This is a genomic window from Streptomyces sp. NPDC019443 (assembly GCF_044389785.1).
Lineage (GTDB): Bacteria > Actinomycetota > Actinomycetes > Streptomycetales > Streptomycetaceae > Streptomyces.
Window position 1 is genome coordinate 476,398 of record NZ_JBIRYJ010000006.1, and the last position, 15,628, is coordinate 492,025.

The following is a 15,628-nucleotide window of genomic DNA, read 5'->3' on the forward strand; positions in this document are numbered from 1 at the left end:
CTTCACGGCCGCTTTGGCGACAGACCTTGAGGCGTTGAGCGCCGCCGTGAAGTCGGCATAGCTCAGCCGTACCTCGCACGCGGAGGTGCGCACCTGGTCCGCCACGAACAGCAGGGCGAGCCGGGCGTTACCCCTCGACCTGGAGTGGTTCCACACCCAGTGCATGGCGTCCAAGGTCACGGCGGTCTTCTTTCGAGAGGTGCTGACAGGGGGCTGAGAGCTGCATTCGGGCAGTGCTCATGGCGGCTTATCGAGGCCGGCCCCCTGGCCCCTGATCACCTCTGAATTGTACAACGCGACGCTACCGACGGACATTACAAGACGGCTGCTGTGTATTCTGGTCGCATGGGTGAACCCGCGATCCGCCAGCTGGGCATCTCCGAGGCCCGCGCGAACATGACCGAGGTCATTGCCGAGGTGCGTCTCCTCGGCCGTCCAGTCGTGCTCACCCGTCGCGATAAGCCGCAAGCCGTGCTCGTCTCGGTCGCCGACTACGAGCAGGCCAAGGCGCTCCGGCGGCTGGCCCAGATGGTCAAAGCGGCGGACCCCGACCTGTATGAGGAGCTGCTCGCCAAGGCAACGCTGAAGCCCAGGACCGTCCGGGTCACGAAGCGCAAGCCGTCGACCGACTGACCTCACGTCCCCTCCTCCTTGCCCCGCGGTGTCCCGCGGGGCTTTGTCGTGCGCTCAGGCGGCTAGCTGCGGGTGTTCGGCGAGGGCGCGGTCGACGTAGCAGCGGGCGATGCCCAGCCGTTCGGCTACTGCGGTGCGCGTCAGGCCAGCCGTGGTGATCAGCCAGTGGGCTTCTTCGGCGACGATCTCGGCTCGGGTGATCCCGTAGTCGGGGGTGAAGTGCGGGTCGTCGATGGCGTCGGGGCGTCCGGCCCAGTAGGCGACGGTGGCCCAGCGGCGTCGGGCCGCGTGTATGCGTGCGCGGCTGGCCGACCTGGGGCTGATGCCGTGCTTCTGCGGCTTCTCGCCCGCCAGCTGCTCGTACACGTCGGCGACGGCCTGGGCGGTGCGCCCGTACACCCGGTCCTGCCCGATGAGCGAGCCGGCGGTGCGCTCGGAGCAGCCGAAGCGGGGGCCGAGGTACTTCATGGGCCAGCCCGCTGCGACGAGAGCTTGGATGCGGCGGCTGGTTCCGGTGGCGTCGACGACGCCCGGCATTGCTGTGTCCGGGGTGATGGCGAGGATTTTCGCGGCGACTTCGGGGGTGCACCTGCGCTTGCGGGCCTTGCGGTATCCGGTGTTGCCGTAGGCGCGGGTGAAGCCGATGACGGTTTCGAAGGGCAGGCCGGAGAGTTCGCTGACGCGGACGGGGGTGAAGTCGACGGCGTACAGGGCGAGGAGGTGGAGGCGGACGGGTTCGGCGTCGATGAGGGGCTGCCATGTTCCGGCGGTGCGGCTGTGGTAGCGGTCGCGCTGGTAGGCCTTGTATCGGTCGCGGCATTCGGGGCGGAGGCAGCCGTAGTGCTTGACGCAGGTGAGCTTGTCGTGGTGCGGCGCGGTCCGGGTCGCGGTGGCCATCACCCCTCCTCTCGCTGCTGCTTGGCGGTGTCGTGGCGGTGCTGTGCTTCGGCCGTGCGCCAGCTGGGTGGGTCGGGCCAGATGGCCTGGCAGTTGTCGAGGTCGTCGGCGACCTGCTCGGCTTCACGCCGTGCCCGGCAGTCGGCGGCGTCGCGGTACACGTCGGCGGGGGTGCGCTGCGGGAGCGGCGGCTGGCGGCGGTAGCGGGCCCAGACGATGGCGGCGGTCACGGCGATGGCCAGCCAGATCCCGGCGACCCACGCGGCCGTCTCGACGGCGGGGCTCATGCGGCACCGTCCTCGGGTACGTCGGCCCGGCCGGGGAGCAGTGGCAGGAGGGCGTTGATCTGGTCGCGGACGGAGGCGAGTCGCTTGGCGAGGCGGCGTGCGTCGCGCTCGGTTCCGGCGGGGATGGCGTCGGCGATCTGCTCGCCTGCTACGGCCCGGCTGATGAGGTCGGCCGGGTCGACGTTGAGGGCTTGGGATGCGGCGATCAGGGTGTGGACCTGGATGCGCTGGACGCCGCTTTCGAGGTTGGCGACGGAGGGGCGGGTGAGGCCGACGGCTGTGGCGAGGTCAGCTTGCGTGACGCCTCGGGCGAGGCGGGCGGCCCGGACTTGCTGGCCGAGGTGGCGGTACAGGTTGCCGATGACGGCGTTCGCGGAGGCTAGGTCGGCGGGGCTCATGCGGTCACCTCGTGGACGGTGATGCCTGCGGCCCGTGCGAGGCGCATGCAGTTGCGGGTGCCGTAGGAGGGTCCGGCCGGGTCGGGGAAGGCGACCATCCAGTCGGCGCGCGGCTCCTTGGCGACCATCTGGGCGTTGCGGCGGGGTCCGGCGTCGGGGCAGTAGTCGTCGCACAGGCCGGGGTGGGCGGTGTCGCCGGGCTTTTTGGTGCGCCGGTGTCCTTGCGGGCACGCGTCGGTGCAGTGGTCCCAGTCGGCGGGCATGGGGTCTTCGGTGACGCCGAGCCATTCGCCGCAGTCCCGGATCCAGTCGGCTGCTGCCTGGTCTGCAGAGTTGTCGCCGGGGCAGGCGCCGTGCCGGACGATGACGGGGCCTTCGGCGATGTTGAGGGCGATGTCGGCGATCGTTCCGGTGACGATGCCCGGCTCGGGCAGGTTCCGGCCGCCGGCGAGGAGGATGACGAGGGTCTTCATGCTGCTGCCTGCTTCCGCTGTTCGTTGCGGGCGGCGATGGCTTCGAGCCGGGCGTCGGAGAGGACGTAGAGCTTGATCGGCTTGCCGTGGGTGGACTCGGCGGTCGAGGGTTCTTCGCCGACGACGATCAGTTGCCGCGGGTTCTTGCGGCGGATGAGGCCGTGGAAATACAGGCCGGCCGCGCCTTGCGCCATGTCGGGAAGGACGGCGCGAACGTCGTTCATGGAGAAGGCGCGCCCGTCGCCACCGATAGCGTCGATGGCCTGGTCGAGGAGGGCGGTATCCCACTGGGTGACGGTGGCGTACATGGCGGCGAGGAGTTCGTTGGCCTGGGTGCGGGCTTCTTCCGGGGTGAGGGTCATCGGACTGCCTCCCGCTCCTGCTCGAGCACGGCGGTGGCGATGTCCTCGGCGGGCGTCCACAGTCCGAGGCGGCCCTTGCACGGCACCGGGCGCGCGAGGCGGCGGACGTTCGCCAGCTCCCAGTGGTAGACCTCGGAGAAGCCCCACTTCTGGCAGCAGCGGCCGTTCGCGAAGTGGACTTCGACCAGACCCGCGATGGCGATGACGGCACTGCGCGTGTCCGGCCACGGCTCGGCCATCTCTGCCGGGAGGGCGTTGCGGTCCTCGGCTGCTGCCGCGTGGATCAGGAAGTCGCCGCGGTGGCGGGTGGCCCAGGTTCGGTTCTCGATGCGCTTCTCGCCGTGGGCGATGGCGTCGGCCCACGGCTGTCGGATGGTGAGTGCCTTCATGGCGGTGTCCCTTCGGTGTGGTTCTCTGGGGGTGGCCGCCCCCTGTTTCGGGCAGGGGGCGGCCGGTCGTCATTGCTGCAGCAGGGGGTTGCCGTTTCCGTATGCGGCGAGGTACTCGGCGGCCTCATGGCGGCGGTTCTCGTAGACGCCGATCATCAAGTTGCATGGGTTGCAGAGCAGGGCCCGCACAACTCCCGTGGCGTGACAGTGATCGACGAAGAGCCGCGCGCCGACGTTGGGCGCCGTTCCGCAGATGGCACACACGCCGCCCTGCGCATCGGCGAGTGCCATGTACTGCGCGAGGGTGAGTCTGTACATCTCCCAGAGCCTGCGGATGAGTCGCTGCTCGGACGTCTCGGGCTCGCGTCGCCGCTCACCCCTGGCGCGTCGCCTCTCGGACCGGCACTCGCCGCAGATCCCCATACGGCCTTTGCTCCGGCCGTTGCTGTGGAAGGCGACTTCGGGCTTGGTCCCCTTGCAGCGCTTACAGGTCCTGCTCACTTCAGGCTGGGCGGCGTAGGAGGCGGCCATGGCAAGGTCGAGGGCTGCGGTTTCGGTGTGCCCGCTCATGCGGCACCGCCAGGTACCGCGACGGCGGGCCAGCCGCCTTCGGGCTCCAGCTCGGCGTCGACCGGTTCGGCTTCGGCCTTCAGCCGGTCGGAGATCTCCTTGAGATCCGCGATCAATTGGTCGTTGAGATGGCCGGCCGCGTGCGCCCGCCGGTACACGTCGCCGACGTCATCCGGGGTGAGGGCACCCTCCGCCTCGGCGAGGTAGTCCGGCTTTGCCGCCTCAAGCGCGAGCGGCTCACGGGTGCCTGACGGGTCAAGGGCGAGCGCCGTGGAGATGGGGCCGGTCAGAGCCTGGCGCGGGGTGATACCGCGGACCTCGACGACCACCACAGGGAAGTGCTTCGTCTTCCCGCCAGCCACACGGGACCGCGGCTCGATCCGCAGCGTCACCGGCACGAGCCCCTGTCCGCCGGTGCCGGACAGGACCATGTCGACGGTGCCCGCCATTTCGTTGGCGGCGTAGAAGCTGTGCGTCTCTGCCCGCCATACACCGACGTCCGGCATGTCGGGGAGGACGACGCTCAGTCGGGACGTGGCCGCGCAGACCTTGTCCTTCTTGTACTGGTCCTGCCTCAGCAGGTGCCAGTCCTCGCCGTACTCCGCCATGCACAGGCACGGCTTCCTGCTGAGCTGTTCGGTCTGCCCGTCGCAGCGGCGCATGCAGCCGCCCTTGTTCCACATCTCGTTGCACTGGGACAGCGGGTCGCCGGGGGGCAGCAGGGCATCGATCTGCTCGGCCTTGGTGATGACGCGGAACTGCGGGACACCGGCGCCTTGCGGCTGCCAGCGCTCAACGTCCCCGCCCCACGCTGCGGCTGCGGCTTCGACGTAGTGCTCGGCATGGGAGGAGACCACCCAGGTCTTGGACTTGACGGGACGCGGGCGCTTCTTCGGGTCGTCGCTCGGTACGGACCAGCCGGTGCGCAGGCGGCCGAGTTCGCGGGCCTGGCGTTGGAGGGTGAGGATGCGGGAGCCCATCAGGCTGCCTTTCGTGTGGTGCGCCGGGCCGGCTTGACGGTCTGGCCGGGGGCGAGCAAGGCGGGATAGGTGGAGGGGGCGGCGTGGTGCCACACGGCGTTGGCGAGGGCGCCGCGGAACGCGCGGTGCGCGTCGCGCCCGGCGGGCATTTCGACGAGGGCGTGGGACTTGGCGCGCAGGTTGAGGACTCCGGCCCGCTGGATCTTCGGCATGGGCGCGTCGGTGTCGTCGGGGAGCAGGACGGTCTCGGCGTAGCGGAGCGCGGCCAGCTGCTGCGTGTTCTCCGGATAGACCGACTTGGCGGGGCGGGTGGCGCTGGTCTTGAAGTCGATGAGCCACAGCTCCAGCCGTCCGCCCGGCCCGGTGGGCAGCCAGATCATGAGGTCTGCGGTTCCGGCGTAGCCGAGGCGCCGGTGTAGGACGGTGATCTCGGTGGCGACGAGGTGCTGCTCAAGGTCGACGCCCCAGTTGGCGAGCCAGAGGTCGAACTGGGCGAGGTAGGGGGCGACTTCGGGGTCGGCCGGGATGGGGGCTCCGAGGAGTCGGAGTTCGGCTGCTTTGTGGATGCGGTCGCCGAGGTCGGCGGCGTTGTCTCGTGCGTCGCGGTGGATCTTCTTGATCTGTTTGGTGAGTTCGGCCCGGTCGGTGATGGCGCGGCGGGCGACTTCCATCCGGTTGTCGAGGATCCACTCGACGGTGACCTTCACCGCCCACGGCATGAGCGCGGCCTTGTTGACGGACGTGCCGAGGACGTTGGTCACGGAGACCAGGTCCGGGCCTCCGGCCGGGTCGAGGTAGTAGCGGCCGTGGTCCGTGTCGCGGGCGTTCTTCGGATCGGTCATGCCGAACCGCCCGCGATGCGCTGCAGGTTGGCCACGCCGTTGGGGTCGTACTTGATGGCGACGACTGCGGCGACGTACTCGGGGAAGCCGAGGGCGAGCTTGTCGCGGTTGTCCTCGTCGGCCCTGTCGATGGTGGTGATGAGGCTTTCGATGCAGCTGCCGGCCTGGTAGCCGCCGTAGCCGAAGTGGAAGAGGACGTGGTTCGCGGTCTCTGCGGGGATGGTGGGTGTCTCGGTGCTCATGTGCTGCCTTCCTGGGGTGTGTTGTGCCTGCCGGTCGCCGCGCTGGGGGTTGGCGGCGACCGGCTGGCTGGCCGCGGCACTGGGGGAAGCGCGGCCGGGGAGGGGGTCTAGGCGGGCTTGGGGATGACCGCGATGATCGTGTTGACGCCGGTGCCGGACTCCTTGAACGCGCCCTCAGGCAGGGGCAGGAGTTCGCCGTCCTCGCGGTCGAGGAGCTGCCAGAACTCCTTCGTCAGCGGGGTGCTGCGGAATGTGACGCCGTTCGACATCACCGCAACGAGCCGGCCGCCGGGCTTCAGGAACTGCCAGGCGTGGAGGACGTGCCGGATGTCGTCCTGCTTTGCGAACGGCGGGTTCATCACCACGCGGTCGTAGCCGGTGCCCGGGTCGGTGGTCAGGAAGTCGCGGACCAGGATGAGGTTGGCGTACTCCGCGTCGAAGATGACCGTCGCGTTGGACTCCTGCAGTTCGATGCAGTCGACGACGGCACCGGTGGCGGCGGCCGCGGAGGCAATGGCGCCCTGCCCTGCGGACGGCTCCAGCACGGTCATGCCGGGCTTGAGGTCGGCGAGTTCGATGAGCTGCTGGACGATTGGCGCGGGGGTGGGGAAGTAGCCGAACTGCTGCTTGGTGCTGACGACCTGGCCGGTGAGGATGACCTGCTCTATGGCGTCGGCTGCGTCGCCGTCGAACAGGTGCGCCTTCGCTGCCCGGTTCCACTTGCCGCCCGCCAGCTCGAGGACTTTGGCGGTGTCGGTGTACAGCTTGCGGTCGAGGGTGCCGGTGAGGACGAGACGCTGGCCGTCGGTCTCGGCGCGGTCGAGTACTTCGAGGACGCTGGTGGGTACCTTCACGGTGTTCTCCTGGGATGCTGGGGTTGCGTCCCGCCCGAATTCACCTCGGGCGGGGCGTCGTGCGTTGTGGGCGCCGGAGGGGTGGTCAGTCGGCGTAGTAGCTGGCCGGGTCGTCGACGCCGGCGACGGTCGCTCCGTCTTTGAGGAGCCGGTGGGGGCCGGTGCCGCAGCACACCGTGTAGGCGAAGTAGGCGTTGTCTTCGGCCCTGTCGTCGCCGTCGGTGTCGTAGGTGCTGCGGGTCTTCCAGGCCTCGGAGGTCCAGTCGTATGTCTGGAGCTCGTAGACCGGCTGCTGATGGGTCATGGCGGGTCCTTCGGGTGGGATGGGTGGTGGGCCCGCCGGTCGGGGCCGGTGTCATCCGTCGACGCGGCGGGCGGTCTAGGTGAGGACCAGCGCCGACAGGCGGCGCGCTGCGGCCTCGGCGTAGGGCTCGTGGGCTTCGATGCCGACCGCTCTTCGTCCGGCCTGCCGGGCGGCGTCCAACGTGGAGCCGGACCCGGCGAACGGGTCGACGACCGTTCCGCCTACCGGGCACCCATACCGGATCAGCGGGTCGAGCAAGTCGACCGGCTTCTCCGTTTTGTGGATGCCGCGCTTGTGCATGGACCGGACTTGCAGCACCGAGGTCAGCAGCCGCGTCCCGTCATCGGTCCAGCTGGTATGCGGCTTGTATGCGCCGAGGTGCGGCGAGCGGATGTCGGGGCTTGAGCCGAAGCGGCTGCGCGGGTCCCGCCCGGAGACGATGCGCTGCGCTTCGTGGTGCACGTCGCCCCACTTGCCGCGGTACCAGTAGAGGGCGTGTTCGTGGACGCGGCGGAAGCGGTCGGCTGCGCGGGAGCTGCCGTTGTGCTTTTCCCACACGACGTGCACATCGCCGAGGATGGGTTCGCCGTCCTCGGTGCGGCCGACGACGTCCTGTGACAGCTTCCAGTCGGCGGCCTGGAACTCGGTGAGCCGGCGGAAGAACATGCGCTGCGATCCGAAGCACCACATGCTGGAGCTGTGCGCGGCGGCCGTGTCGAGCCATCCGTCGGGCCAGCGGTCCCATTCGTGCTGCGTGTCCTCATACGGTGGGTCGGCGACCAGCAGATCGGCCTGCAGGTCGAGGGCGGGCAGGACCTCCCGCATGTCCCCGAGGTACAGCTGGATTCCGGCGTCGGTGTCTTCCCAGTAGGGCTTCACAGGGCACCTGCTTCGATGCCGTCGGCGGCTCCGTAGAGGGCGCCTCGCACGTCGGCGACGGTGCGGCCTTCGGCCCATTCGTCGATGTCGGTCTGGTGGTCGGCGTCGGCGATGCCGGGGTTGATGTGCCGCTTGAGCCAGTAGCCGGCGTCTTCGACGAGGAGAGAGTCGGCGGTGTCCCAGTGCGGCAGGGTCACGTCGGGGCGGCCGTAGACGGCGGCACGGATGCAGCCTTCGGGGTCGGGCCCGTACAGGAGGGTGAGGTCGGCGGCCTTGTGCAGAACGGCGATCAGGTCGGCGCTCACGCCTCGACCTCCGTCCGCAGCTGTGCGAGGGGGATGGAGTGCGTCGTCTCGCTGCTGTCCTCGCCGCTGGCCCAGGTGGGGACGGGCCGCTTGCCCGCCCGCAGCACCGGCCCGGTGTCGAAGCGTTGGGCGGTGACCGGCAGCTCGGCGGGTGCCTGGCCGCGCTGCTCTTCGAGGTCGCGGATGCGGGTGTGGAGGTCCCGGAGCTGCAGGTCCTTCACTGCGGCGGCAGCCTGGGCACAGTCGCGTGCCTGCTCGGCGTTCCGCAGGTCGAGGTAGGTGTCGGACTTTTCGACGATGACCGTGCGGATCAGCTGGTCTGCGGAGGCCAGCCGGCGCTTGAGGTCGGCGACTTCGGCTTCGAGGGCGGCGATCCGGTCCGGTGCACGGTGCTTGTTCTGCTTGCCGCGCAGGCCGGGGAGGGTGAGCGTGTTCACGATGACCTCCGGTCACGGATCCAGCGGCTGACGTTTTCTCCGAGGGCGGCGAGGAAGACCCAGCCGCCTCCGATGACGGCGCATACGACGAGCGCCCCGGTGTCGGTGGACTGGCTCATGCGGTCACCTGCTCTGCGGCGGGTTGTCCGAAGGGCCGGTCGGGGCAGAAGTGCGGCCCGTTCATGGCGTCGTACAGCTCGCGGTAGGCGCCTTCGTTGCCGTCCTGGAGGGCGGCGAGACGCTCGGTCAGGGAGGCGGCCAGGGTCTGGGCGGTGCGGAGTTCGGCGGTCTCCTGCCGCAGCCGGGCGTTCTCGCGCTCGCTCTCGTCGAGTGCGTCGAGGAGGAGCCATTCGGGGCCGGTGGCCGGGTATCCGAGGGCGGCCCGCTGGGCGCGCATGGCCGCGATGGCCTGCTGCGTCGGGGTCAGGTCCGCGGCGGCGGTGGTGGTCGCCTCGGCCCTCAGCGCCCGCTCCTGTCGTGCGAGCTCGGCGTTGTCGGTGGCCTCGAACATCGCGGTCAGTTCGGTTGCGGTGGGCTGGCGGTCAGGCATTGCGGTCCCCTGTTCGGTTCCATTCGTGGCGCCCCCATGCGGTGAGGGCGAGGAGTGCGGTGGTGGCGATGAGCCAGCCGCGGAGGGTGAGGAGACGGGTCATCACTGCACCCCCCCCGTAGTGAGGGAGTCGCGACTGGCAGGCGGGACGGCCGTGGACGCCGTCCCGCACTTGCGGGTCGTGGTCCGGCCAGCAGCTCGAATGGTGGTGGCGGCAGTCGGCATTCACGCCGATCACCACCACCAGCCCCTCGATCTGCTTCCAGCACGACCAGCACACGTCCTCCGGCACGAGCCAGTGGCCGAGTGACGGGTCGACGTACTCCCACGGAATGCCGAGCCATGCGGCCGTGTAGATCCGGCAGTCGGCGAGGGACGTCCAGGCGTCCTCCCACAGGACGCGGTCGCCTGACATGCGGGCCGCATCCTGCTGGTCGGAGATGCGGCGCCCGAGGTTCGCCGGGGAGATGGCGGCCATCACGCCATCACCGCCTGCCGGGCGGGCCGCCACTCACGCTCCGAGTGGTGCAGCGTCAGCACGAACAGGACGCCCATGCCGTGCTGCGTCGCCTGCGTCACGAACCTGCCGCCGCCCATCTCCAGACGGCGGGTCTCCGGCTCCACCACCCGCAGCACCGCCAGCCACGCGGCGAAGTCGCCGGGCTTGTCGCGGAAGCCGACCTCCACGGTCAGCGGCGCGGCGAGGGTCACGTGGCCGCGGATGTGGATGTCTGCGGCCGGCAGGTTCGGGTACTCGTGCGCGAGCATCTGGAGGGCGGTGAACACCTGCCCGTGGTCGGCCATCGACAGGGCGCTCATGCCGTTCCTCCGGTGGTTTTTGGCGGGCAGGCGACGCAGGCGCAGCCGGGGATGGGCGATGGCTTGCGGCCTCGCCGGACGGCGCGCAGGTGCTCGCAAATTCGGCAGCGACGATCGCCCCGCGGGGAGACGTAGAGGTTGGCCCCGGCGTACTCGTGGCCGGCAGGGCAGTGTGTGGTCCTGGCTCGACGGGCCGTCATGCCGATGCCTCGGAGCGTGTTGACCTGGTTCGTGACTGGCTCCAGGTGGGCCGGGTTCACACATGCCCGATTGCGGCACAGGTGATCGATGACGAGGCCCGGCTGTATTGATCCGACTTCGGCCTCGTAGGACCAGCGGTGCGCGGGCACGGTCTGGCCATCCACGAAGATCCGGCCGTAGCCTCGGGCCCCGATAGCACCGACCCAAAGCCAGCATCGGCCGGGAGCCTCGCGCCTCAGCGATACAGGTCCGTCGTGCTTGACCTTCGCCCAGAAACGATCGGCGACTGATCGCGTCATCGTCGCTCACCGCCGGGTGTCCACTCGGGGTAGTCGGCGTCGGTGGAGCAGCAGTCGCCATGCTCGGAGGCGAGGCGGATAAACAGCGGGTCGCAGCAGTCGGCGAGATGTGCCTGCTCGGCAAGCAGGCCGTCGCGGGCCGCCTTGTCCTTCAGGGCGCGGATCTCGTCGGCCAGCCGGGTCAGCGGCACGTCCACACGGGCCATGTCGGCGGCAGTCATCGCGACACCTCCACCCACGGGCCGGAGGTGCGCTGCACCAGGCGGGCGGTCGGGTACATGGCGCGGAAGCGCGTCAGATGCCGCTCCGCGTCCTCACGGACCGGCGTCGGGCACAGCACGTGGCCCTCCGGGGAAAGCACGCCGAACTCGACCGCGGACTCCGGCTGCTCGGCGGCGGCGGTGCGGGGCGAGGAGGCGGCGAGGTGGCGGAGTTCCTTGCCGATGCCCGCAGCGACTGAGGCGGCGTACTGGCCGGTCTCGCTGTTGCCGCACGCTCGGGCGGCACGAACGGCGACCTCGGCGGCCTCGTTGAACGCCTCGCCACGGGTCTCGGTTTGCGCCGCAGCCAGGAGCTGGTCGACCTTGCGGTGAACCGGGCCCGCTTGCTCGTCGTCCATCAGGCTGTCGAGCACGCCAGCCTTGTGGAGCAGGTAGGTGATGAAGTCGGTCAGCTCGTCGCGGGCGCTCATGACAGGCCGCCCTTCCGAACCTCGGCCTCGATCACCGGGAGGACGGAGGTGCGGAACCAGGCCGACGCCTCGAAGCCGCCGGACGCCAGGTCGATCAGCCGCGAGTAGCCGGTGTGGACCTCGCCGGTGAACTCGTTCTCCCACTCCCAGCGGACGCCCCTCGCGTCCAGCCACTGGCCGAGCTTCGCCACGTACTCGGCGTGCAGGTCACCGCATCCGAAGCCGCGGTCGTCGCGGTAGCCGTAGGCCGTGTCGATGGAGACCGTCAGCCAGCAGGGGCGACGGTGGTGAGTGCCGTCGCACGGCCCCCACTCCTCGACGTAGATGGAGTTCTCGGGGAGGTTGCAGTCCTCGTCGTGCTCGGCCGCCTGCTCTGCGGTACGCAGCGGGGCGTCGGGGCGGTAGTAGAGCATCAGCCAGCCAGGCAGACCCTGGCCCGGGTCGTTGGAGATCGTCCACGGGTTGTCGGGGCTGACGGACCACTCGCCCTTGGAGTAGGTCTTGTCCTGCTCGTCGGTGAACGAGTGCTTGTCGGTTGCGCCGAGGAGGCTGCGGAAGAACTTGAACGTCTCCTGCGGGTCGACCTTGTCGAGCACGAAGATGCGGGTGTCGAGTGTCATCGCACGCCCCCGGCCTTGAGCACGAGCAGCGGGTTCCAGGCGGCGAGGACCTTGTTCGCGGCGGCCAGGCGGGAGAACGCAGCCTCACGGTCGTGACGGTCCTCGTCGTCAAGCAGGGCCGACATCAGCGGGGCGCGGAACCGGAGAACCTCACGGGCCTCCAACTCGGCGTCGATCTCCGCCTGAAGAATGTGGATCGGCATGCACGCGCCGATACGGGCAGCGACGGCATCAGGGATGGGAACTGGGACTGGAGTAGCGGATGATGAAGGCATGGGATCGCCTCTCTTCTGGATGGTGAAGGTGGATCTCTAGGCCCGGTGTCGGAGGTCAGAGCCCGGCACTGGGCCGCATGCCGCACTAGGCGGCGCGGGTCTTGCGCTGTCCGGGGACGACCGCGTGCCGGTCGTTCTCCTTGCGGATGTCTTCAGCGGTGAAGCTGATGACTCCGCCGTCCTTGTGGCAGTGGACTTCGCCCTTGTAGGCCTTCTCGCGAAGCACGCGGGCGCTCTTGTACGGCAGCCATCGGTTGTCGATGACCTCTTCGGGGGTGTAGCGCCGAAGGTCGTTCTCGTCCGCCGCGATGGGGGGCGTCTTCGTGGCCTTGGCGGTCACGTTTTTCTCCTTGTCGGTGATGTCGTCCGACGTCACCTGCAGTGCGTCGGCAATGGACTGGACCCGTTCGTCTGCGGACTCGCGGATGAGCCCCCTCTCCATGCGGGAGAGGTAGCCCCTGTCGAGGCCGGTCAGCTTCTGGAGCTTGCGCAGGCTCATGTTCTGAGCTCTCCGTGCCCTTGCGATTGCGGGTCCGTCTAGCTTCACGCTTAGAATCTAAGCCCGCAATGGCTACGAGCGCAAGCGGTCTGCCTACATTGTGGGCTCATATTCCGGGCGTGGCATGCCGTGCCACGGGAGGGGCGTGGAAAGTGCAGAGTGGAGGATGCAACCCGGAAAGCTTGAAATGCCTACTAATGCGCAGGTCAAAGCCCAGGATGTGGGCTTCGCGGTTGCATGATCGTGAGGCATGATGTGGAGTCATGGACCTCGACTGGGACCGCCTGGGCGCCGCACTGCAGGCCGCGCGCCAGGAAATGGCACCGAAGCTCACGCAGGACGAGCTTGCGGTAGAGCTCGGCGTCGGCCGCTCCGTGATCCAGAACATCGAGCGCGGCCAGGCCTTCAAGAAGCCCACCCCCACAATCCGCAACTTCGCCCGGCGCGTCGGCTGGACCGACGACTCCGTCGACAGAGTCCTCGCCGGCGGCGACCCGCAACTCACTGACGGGGTGCAGGAGTCGGCGGCCCAGCAGCTGCCGGCCGGGCCTGCGCTGCCCACGCGGATCGAGCACGAGCTGAAGTCCGAGGGTGAGTTGGTCGACACGGTGGTGATCCCGCTCGGTGACGGTGCGAGCGCGGTGGTCGTGGTGAAGAACCCGCCGGACGCGACGCCGGAGCAGCGTCAGCGGAATCTCGATGCGTGGCTGCGCATGCAGGCCCAGCTCAGGGAACTGGACTACTCCGGTGAAAACGGAACCCGGACGTCACCCGCCGCGAACGGTTCGTAGCACAAGGCGATTTCAGTCACTCCCAGCACTCCACAGGTGACCCAAAAGTGTGGTTGCATGGCTGAACGCTGACTGTGGGGCCACCGATCGGACAATGGGGTGCCGATGTGTGTCCATGTCTTCTGCGCGGAGCGACTGCCGAACAACTCCCTCGTGTGGGTTGACGGCAGGTCCGGTCACATTCACGTCTACGCGGATAGTTCGCTGGCCACGGCCGACGGCAGGCTCACCGCCGAGGGTGCCCGCCACGTCAACGCCGGACTGGCCGCGGTGCCCGGAGCGCCATCCCTCGAATCAGCCAAGCCTTGCCATTGAGCGCCGCTGTAGTCCCTGTCTGAAAGACAATGGAGGCAGACACCTGAAGGGGGTGGCGGATGGCTCATGGCGAGAAGGTCTACAAGGTCGTCAAGGGGAAGCAGACAAAAACGTTCACGTGGCGCTCCCGCTACAAACGGCCCGATGGCACGTGGGGGAGTGAGCCGGGCTTCCCGACGAAGGGTCTGGCGAAGCAGTGGGGTGAGGAGCAGGAGGCCGCGATCCGGGCGGGCCGGTGGATCGATCCGGACCTGCAGCGCATGCACTTCGGGGAGTTCGCCCGCAAGTGGATGCGGGCGAAGCCGAAGCGCGGTGCCACGGTGGGCAAGCGGTGGAATCTGCTGGAGCAGCACATCCTGCCGAAGTGGGAGCACACGCCGCTGATCTCGATCAACTGGTTCGATGTCGACTCGTGGCAGCAGGGTCTCGCCTGCGACGAGGTCACGGCCGGGCATGCCGTCACGCTCATGTCGTCGATCCTCACCGGCGCTGTGGACGCCAAGCATCTGACGGTGAATCCGCTGCATGCCCGCCGCCGCACCCGGCCCACGTCGGCGCCGACGACGAAGAAGAAGACGGACGAGGAGAAGTGGGCGGCGCCTGAGGTGGTGCTGCAGATGGCTGAGCGTCTCGGTCCCGCGGTCGGGCTGCATGTCCTCGCGACGGCGTTCACGGGTCTCGGCTGGGGCGAGGGCGCAGGGCTGCACCGGGACAACGTTCTGCTGACGCGGCGCCAGGCGTATGACGGCGGCTGGTTCGAGTGCCCCGTCATCCGTGTCGACGCGGAGGTGGGGGAGTTGGCCGAGTACGAGGGCCGCGACGAGGACGGCACCAAGACGGGGCTCGTTCTGCAGCTGGAGCCGCCGAAGAATGCGGGCCGGGCGCGGGACATCGACGTGCCGCCGTTCCTCGCCCTGCTGCTGCGCTACCACCTCGCCGACTGGCCGCACCCCTACGTGTTCTGCACGCCGGCGGGGAAGTGGTGGCGCCGCTCCAACTTCACACGCTCCAACATCCGTCCGGCGGCCGACGGACGTGATGCGCTCCCCACGGTGAAGGGGCATGCGCCGCGGCCGAAGTGGGAGCCGATCATGCCGGGGCTGACGATGCGGGATCTGCGGCACACGCATGACACGTACCAGGATCAGATCGGGGTGCGGCCGGCGTTGATGTTCGAGCAGGCGGGTCACAAGAGGCCTGGCATCAAGGCGGTTTACCAGCATCCGACTCCGAGCATGAGGCAGATGCGGCTTGACGGATTGCAGGAGATCTACGAGCGGGCGATGCATAATCTGAAGTGGCGCTCGTTGTGGGGCCGGGTGGACCTGGTCAAGGCTGATCGTGGAGCCCGTCCCACAAATATCCCCCAAATGATCAACGGGGATCAGGAGCGGGTGGCGTAGGTGCAGGTCACAGCGTTAGTCCATGGTCGTAGAGGCTGGTTTACATCGGCTCTTACAAAGCAGATGTCGGCGGTTCGAAACCGTCCGCGCCCACCAGTGCAAAGGCCCCCAGCCGATCATGGCTGGGGGCCTTTGACATCCACTTTTGACATCAACCGGGGCGGTCATTGACGACCGGCCGCCGCTTGAGCATCCGGTCCAGGTGGCTCAGTGCCTCACGCTGCGTGTCCTGCACGACGTGGGCGTAGATGTTCATCGTGACGGCAATCTGGCTGTGGCCAGCGGCGGTGAGCAGGGTCGCGCAGCCGTGCCG

28 protein-coding genes and 1 pseudogene are annotated in these 15,628 nt (G+C 68.9%); 3 read left to right on the top strand and 26 right to left on the bottom strand.

Annotation, left to right across the window (positions count from 1 at the left end):
• Nucleotides 1-345 precede the first annotated feature (345 nt).
• Nucleotides 346-633 carry a type II toxin-antitoxin system Phd/YefM family antitoxin gene (locus ACH492_RS22340; RefSeq protein WP_398989130.1) on the top strand — a complete coding sequence of 96 codons (288 nt, stop codon included), beginning with the start codon at nt 346-348 and terminating at the stop codon, nt 631-633.
• Nucleotides 634-687: 54 nt separating this feature from the next.
• Here the strand turns inward: ACH492_RS22340 and ACH492_RS22345 are convergent, their stop codons facing one another.
• The 25 genes from ACH492_RS22345 to ACH492_RS22465 all read right to left on the bottom strand — a co-directional run bounded on the left by ACH492_RS22345 (nt 688) and on the right by ACH492_RS22465 (nt 12,854).
• Nucleotides 688-1,530: a hypothetical protein gene (locus ACH492_RS22345; RefSeq protein WP_398989132.1), complete on the bottom strand. Its 843-nt coding sequence runs from the start codon at nt 1,528-1,530 to the stop codon at nt 688-690.
• Nucleotides 1,530-1,817 carry a hypothetical protein gene (locus tag ACH492_RS22350; RefSeq protein ID WP_398989134.1) on the bottom strand — a complete coding sequence of 96 codons (288 nt, stop codon included), beginning with the start codon at nt 1,815-1,817 and terminating at the stop codon, nt 1,530-1,532. Before ACH492_RS22350 ends, ACH492_RS22345 begins: the two co-directional genes overlap by 1 nt.
• Nucleotides 1,814-2,215 (bottom strand): helix-turn-helix domain-containing protein, encoded by a 402-nt coding sequence (locus tag ACH492_RS22355; protein ID WP_398989136.1) that lies wholly within the window; start codon nt 2,213-2,215, stop codon nt 1,814-1,816. Before ACH492_RS22355 ends, ACH492_RS22350 begins: the two co-directional genes overlap by 4 nt.
• Complete coding sequence (locus ACH492_RS22360) at nt 2,212-2,688, bottom strand: hypothetical protein (RefSeq protein WP_398989138.1); 477 nt, start codon at nt 2,686-2,688, stop codon at nt 2,212-2,214. Before ACH492_RS22360 ends, ACH492_RS22355 begins: the two co-directional genes overlap by 4 nt.
• The gene (locus ACH492_RS22365) at nt 2,685-3,050 is read right to left on the bottom strand and encodes a hypothetical protein (protein WP_398989140.1); all 366 of its coding nucleotides are present in this window, start codon (nt 3,048-3,050) and stop codon (nt 2,685-2,687) included. Before ACH492_RS22365 ends, ACH492_RS22360 begins: the two co-directional genes overlap by 4 nt.
• Nucleotides 3,047-3,439, bottom strand: a complete 393-nt coding sequence (locus ACH492_RS22370) for an ASCH domain-containing protein (protein WP_398989142.1) — start codon at nt 3,437-3,439, stop codon at nt 3,047-3,049. The genes ACH492_RS22365 and ACH492_RS22370 overlap by 4 nt, the downstream gene beginning before the upstream one ends.
• 69 nt (nt 3,440-3,508) lie before the next feature.
• Nucleotides 3,509-4,009, bottom strand: coding sequence for an endonuclease VII domain-containing protein (locus tag ACH492_RS22375; protein WP_398989144.1), 501 nt, complete (start codon nt 4,007-4,009; stop codon nt 3,509-3,511).
• Nucleotides 4,006-4,989 (bottom strand): hypothetical protein, encoded by a 984-nt coding sequence (locus ACH492_RS22380; protein ID WP_398989146.1) that lies wholly within the window; start codon nt 4,987-4,989, stop codon nt 4,006-4,008. Before ACH492_RS22380 ends, ACH492_RS22375 begins: the two co-directional genes overlap by 4 nt.
• Nucleotides 4,989-5,831, bottom strand: coding sequence for a hypothetical protein (locus ACH492_RS22385; RefSeq protein ID WP_398989148.1), 843 nt, complete (start codon nt 5,829-5,831; stop codon nt 4,989-4,991). The genes ACH492_RS22380 and ACH492_RS22385 overlap by 1 nt, the downstream gene beginning before the upstream one ends.
• Entirely contained in the window at nt 5,828-6,073 is a 246-nt protein-coding gene (locus ACH492_RS22390; RefSeq protein ID WP_398989150.1) for a hypothetical protein, read from the bottom strand. The genes ACH492_RS22385 and ACH492_RS22390 overlap by 4 nt, the downstream gene beginning before the upstream one ends.
• A gap of 107 nt (nt 6,074-6,180) precedes the next feature.
• Nucleotides 6,181-6,927, bottom strand: coding sequence for a methyltransferase (locus ACH492_RS22395; RefSeq protein ID WP_398989152.1), 747 nt, complete (start codon nt 6,925-6,927; stop codon nt 6,181-6,183).
• Between the two features lie 85 nt (nt 6,928-7,012).
• Nucleotides 7,013-7,231, bottom strand: a complete 219-nt coding sequence (locus tag ACH492_RS22400) for a hypothetical protein (RefSeq protein WP_398989153.1) — start codon at nt 7,229-7,231, stop codon at nt 7,013-7,015.
• A 75-nt stretch (nt 7,232-7,306) separates the two neighbouring features.
• Nucleotides 7,307-8,110: a DNA-methyltransferase gene (locus ACH492_RS22405; protein WP_398989155.1), complete on the bottom strand. Its 804-nt coding sequence runs from the start codon at nt 8,108-8,110 to the stop codon at nt 7,307-7,309.
• Nucleotides 8,107-8,415, bottom strand: coding sequence for a hypothetical protein (locus ACH492_RS22410; RefSeq protein WP_398989157.1), 309 nt, complete (start codon nt 8,413-8,415; stop codon nt 8,107-8,109). Before ACH492_RS22410 ends, ACH492_RS22405 begins: the two co-directional genes overlap by 4 nt.
• Nucleotides 8,412-8,852, bottom strand: coding sequence for a hypothetical protein (locus tag ACH492_RS22415; protein WP_398989159.1), 441 nt, complete (start codon nt 8,850-8,852; stop codon nt 8,412-8,414). Before ACH492_RS22415 ends, ACH492_RS22410 begins: the two co-directional genes overlap by 4 nt.
• Entirely contained in the window at nt 8,849-8,971 is a 123-nt protein-coding gene (locus ACH492_RS22420; RefSeq protein WP_398989161.1) for a hypothetical protein, read from the bottom strand. The genes ACH492_RS22415 and ACH492_RS22420 overlap by 4 nt, the downstream gene beginning before the upstream one ends.
• On the bottom strand, nt 8,968-9,402 hold the full coding sequence (locus ACH492_RS22425) for a hypothetical protein (RefSeq protein ID WP_398989163.1): 435 nt from the start codon (nt 9,400-9,402) through the stop codon (nt 8,968-8,970). Before ACH492_RS22425 ends, ACH492_RS22420 begins: the two co-directional genes overlap by 4 nt.
• A complete protein-coding gene (locus tag ACH492_RS22430) occupies nt 9,395-9,880 on the bottom strand; it encodes a hypothetical protein (RefSeq protein ID WP_398989165.1) in 486 nt (161 codons plus the stop codon). Before ACH492_RS22430 ends, ACH492_RS22425 begins: the two co-directional genes overlap by 8 nt.
• A complete protein-coding gene (locus ACH492_RS22435) occupies nt 9,880-10,221 on the bottom strand; it encodes a hypothetical protein (protein WP_398989166.1) in 342 nt (113 codons plus the stop codon). The genes ACH492_RS22430 and ACH492_RS22435 overlap by 1 nt, the downstream gene beginning before the upstream one ends.
• Nucleotides 10,218-10,721 carry an HNH endonuclease signature motif containing protein gene (locus ACH492_RS22440; RefSeq protein WP_398989168.1) on the bottom strand — a complete coding sequence of 168 codons (504 nt, stop codon included), beginning with the start codon at nt 10,719-10,721 and terminating at the stop codon, nt 10,218-10,220. Before ACH492_RS22440 ends, ACH492_RS22435 begins: the two co-directional genes overlap by 4 nt.
• On the bottom strand, nt 10,718-10,942 hold the full coding sequence (locus ACH492_RS22445) for a hypothetical protein (protein ID WP_398989170.1): 225 nt from the start codon (nt 10,940-10,942) through the stop codon (nt 10,718-10,720). Before ACH492_RS22445 ends, ACH492_RS22440 begins: the two co-directional genes overlap by 4 nt.
• A complete protein-coding gene (locus ACH492_RS22450; protein WP_398989172.1) occupies nt 10,939-11,412 on the bottom strand; it encodes a hypothetical protein in 474 nt (157 codons plus the stop codon). Before ACH492_RS22450 ends, ACH492_RS22445 begins: the two co-directional genes overlap by 4 nt.
• Entirely contained in the window at nt 11,409-12,032 is a 624-nt protein-coding gene (locus ACH492_RS22455) for a hypothetical protein (RefSeq protein ID WP_398989174.1), read from the bottom strand. Before ACH492_RS22455 ends, ACH492_RS22450 begins: the two co-directional genes overlap by 4 nt.
• Nucleotides 12,029-12,235, bottom strand: a complete 207-nt coding sequence (locus tag ACH492_RS22460) for a hypothetical protein (protein WP_398989176.1) — start codon at nt 12,233-12,235, stop codon at nt 12,029-12,031. Before ACH492_RS22460 ends, ACH492_RS22455 begins: the two co-directional genes overlap by 4 nt.
• Before the next feature lie 157 nt (nt 12,236-12,392).
• Entirely contained in the window at nt 12,393-12,854 is a 462-nt protein-coding gene (locus ACH492_RS22465) for a helix-turn-helix domain-containing protein (RefSeq protein ID WP_398989178.1), read from the bottom strand.
• Between the two features lie 215 nt (nt 12,855-13,069).
• Between ACH492_RS22465 and ACH492_RS22470 the strand changes: the two genes are divergently transcribed.
• Both ACH492_RS22470 and ACH492_RS22475 read left to right on the top strand, forming a co-directional pair.
• Entirely contained in the window at nt 13,070-13,597 is a 528-nt protein-coding gene (locus ACH492_RS22470) for a helix-turn-helix domain-containing protein (RefSeq protein WP_398989180.1), read from the top strand.
• Nucleotides 13,598-13,971: 374 nt separating this feature from the next.
• On the top strand, nt 13,972-15,315 hold the full coding sequence (locus ACH492_RS22475; protein ID WP_398989182.1) for a hypothetical protein: 1,344 nt from the start codon (nt 13,972-13,974) through the stop codon (nt 15,313-15,315).
• Nucleotides 15,316-15,466: 151 nt separating this feature from the next.
• Here the strand turns inward: ACH492_RS22475 and ACH492_RS22480 are convergent.
• Nucleotides 15,467-15,628 (bottom strand): annotated as a pseudogene (locus ACH492_RS22480) (oxidoreductase); the annotation flags it as partial.

Excerpts from the sequence above, each read along its gene's own strand:
- ACH492_RS22420 (WP_398989161.1), bottom strand. The coding sequence starts at position 8,971 with ATGAGCCAGTCCACCGACACCGGGGCGCTCGTCGTATGCGCCGTCATC.
- ACH492_RS22430 (WP_398989165.1), bottom strand. The coding sequence starts at position 9,880 with ATGGCCGCCATCTCCCCGGCGAACCTCGGGCGCCGCATCTCCGACCAG.
- ACH492_RS22340 (WP_398989130.1), top strand. The coding sequence starts at position 346 with ATGGGTGAACCCGCGATCCGCCAGCTGGGCATCTCCGAGGCCCGCGCG.
- ACH492_RS22455 (WP_398989174.1), bottom strand. The coding sequence starts at position 12,032 with ATGACACTCGACACCCGCATCTTCGTGCTCGACAAGGTCGACCCGCAG.
- ACH492_RS22380 (WP_398989146.1), bottom strand. The coding sequence starts at position 4,989 with ATGGGCTCCCGCATCCTCACCCTCCAACGCCAGGCCCGCGAACTCGGC.
- ACH492_RS22385 (WP_398989148.1), bottom strand. The coding sequence starts at position 5,831 with ATGACCGATCCGAAGAACGCCCGCGACACGGACCACGGCCGCTACTAC.
- ACH492_RS22355 (WP_398989136.1), bottom strand. The coding sequence starts at position 2,215 with ATGAGCCCCGCCGACCTAGCCTCCGCGAACGCCGTCATCGGCAACCTG.
- ACH492_RS22435 (WP_398989166.1), bottom strand. The coding sequence starts at position 10,221 with ATGAGCGCCCTGTCGATGGCCGACCACGGGCAGGTGTTCACCGCCCTC.
- ACH492_RS22360 (WP_398989138.1), bottom strand. The coding sequence starts at position 2,688 with ATGAAGACCCTCGTCATCCTCCTCGCCGGCGGCCGGAACCTGCCCGAG.
- ACH492_RS22350 (WP_398989134.1), bottom strand. The coding sequence starts at position 1,817 with ATGAGCCCCGCCGTCGAGACGGCCGCGTGGGTCGCCGGGATCTGGCTG.
- ACH492_RS22470 (WP_398989180.1), top strand. The coding sequence starts at position 13,070 with ATGGACCTCGACTGGGACCGCCTGGGCGCCGCACTGCAGGCCGCGCGC.
- ACH492_RS22450 (WP_398989172.1), bottom strand. The coding sequence starts at position 11,412 with ATGAGCGCCCGCGACGAGCTGACCGACTTCATCACCTACCTGCTCCAC.
- ACH492_RS22390 (WP_398989150.1), bottom strand. The coding sequence starts at position 6,073 with ATGAGCACCGAGACACCCACCATCCCCGCAGAGACCGCGAACCACGTC.
- ACH492_RS22370 (WP_398989142.1), bottom strand. The coding sequence starts at position 3,439 with ATGAAGGCACTCACCATCCGACAGCCGTGGGCCGACGCCATCGCCCAC.
- ACH492_RS22425 (WP_398989163.1), bottom strand. The coding sequence starts at position 9,402 with ATGCCTGACCGCCAGCCCACCGCAACCGAACTGACCGCGATGTTCGAG.
- ACH492_RS22475 (WP_398989182.1), top strand. The coding sequence starts at position 13,972 with ATGGCTCATGGCGAGAAGGTCTACAAGGTCGTCAAGGGGAAGCAGACA.
- ACH492_RS22460 (WP_398989176.1), bottom strand. The coding sequence starts at position 12,235 with ATGCCGATCCACATTCTTCAGGCGGAGATCGACGCCGAGTTGGAGGCC.
- ACH492_RS22445 (WP_398989170.1), bottom strand. The coding sequence starts at position 10,942 with ATGACTGCCGCCGACATGGCCCGTGTGGACGTGCCGCTGACCCGGCTG.
- ACH492_RS22365 (WP_398989140.1), bottom strand. The coding sequence starts at position 3,050 with ATGACCCTCACCCCGGAAGAAGCCCGCACCCAGGCCAACGAACTCCTC.
- ACH492_RS22440 (WP_398989168.1), bottom strand. The coding sequence starts at position 10,721 with ATGACGCGATCAGTCGCCGATCGTTTCTGGGCGAAGGTCAAGCACGAC.
- ACH492_RS22400 (WP_398989153.1), bottom strand. The coding sequence starts at position 7,231 with ATGACCCATCAGCAGCCGGTCTACGAGCTCCAGACATACGACTGGACC.
- ACH492_RS22375 (WP_398989144.1), bottom strand. The coding sequence starts at position 4,009 with ATGAGCGGGCACACCGAAACCGCAGCCCTCGACCTTGCCATGGCCGCC.
- ACH492_RS22345 (WP_398989132.1), bottom strand. The coding sequence starts at position 1,530 with ATGGCCACCGCGACCCGGACCGCGCCGCACCACGACAAGCTCACCTGC.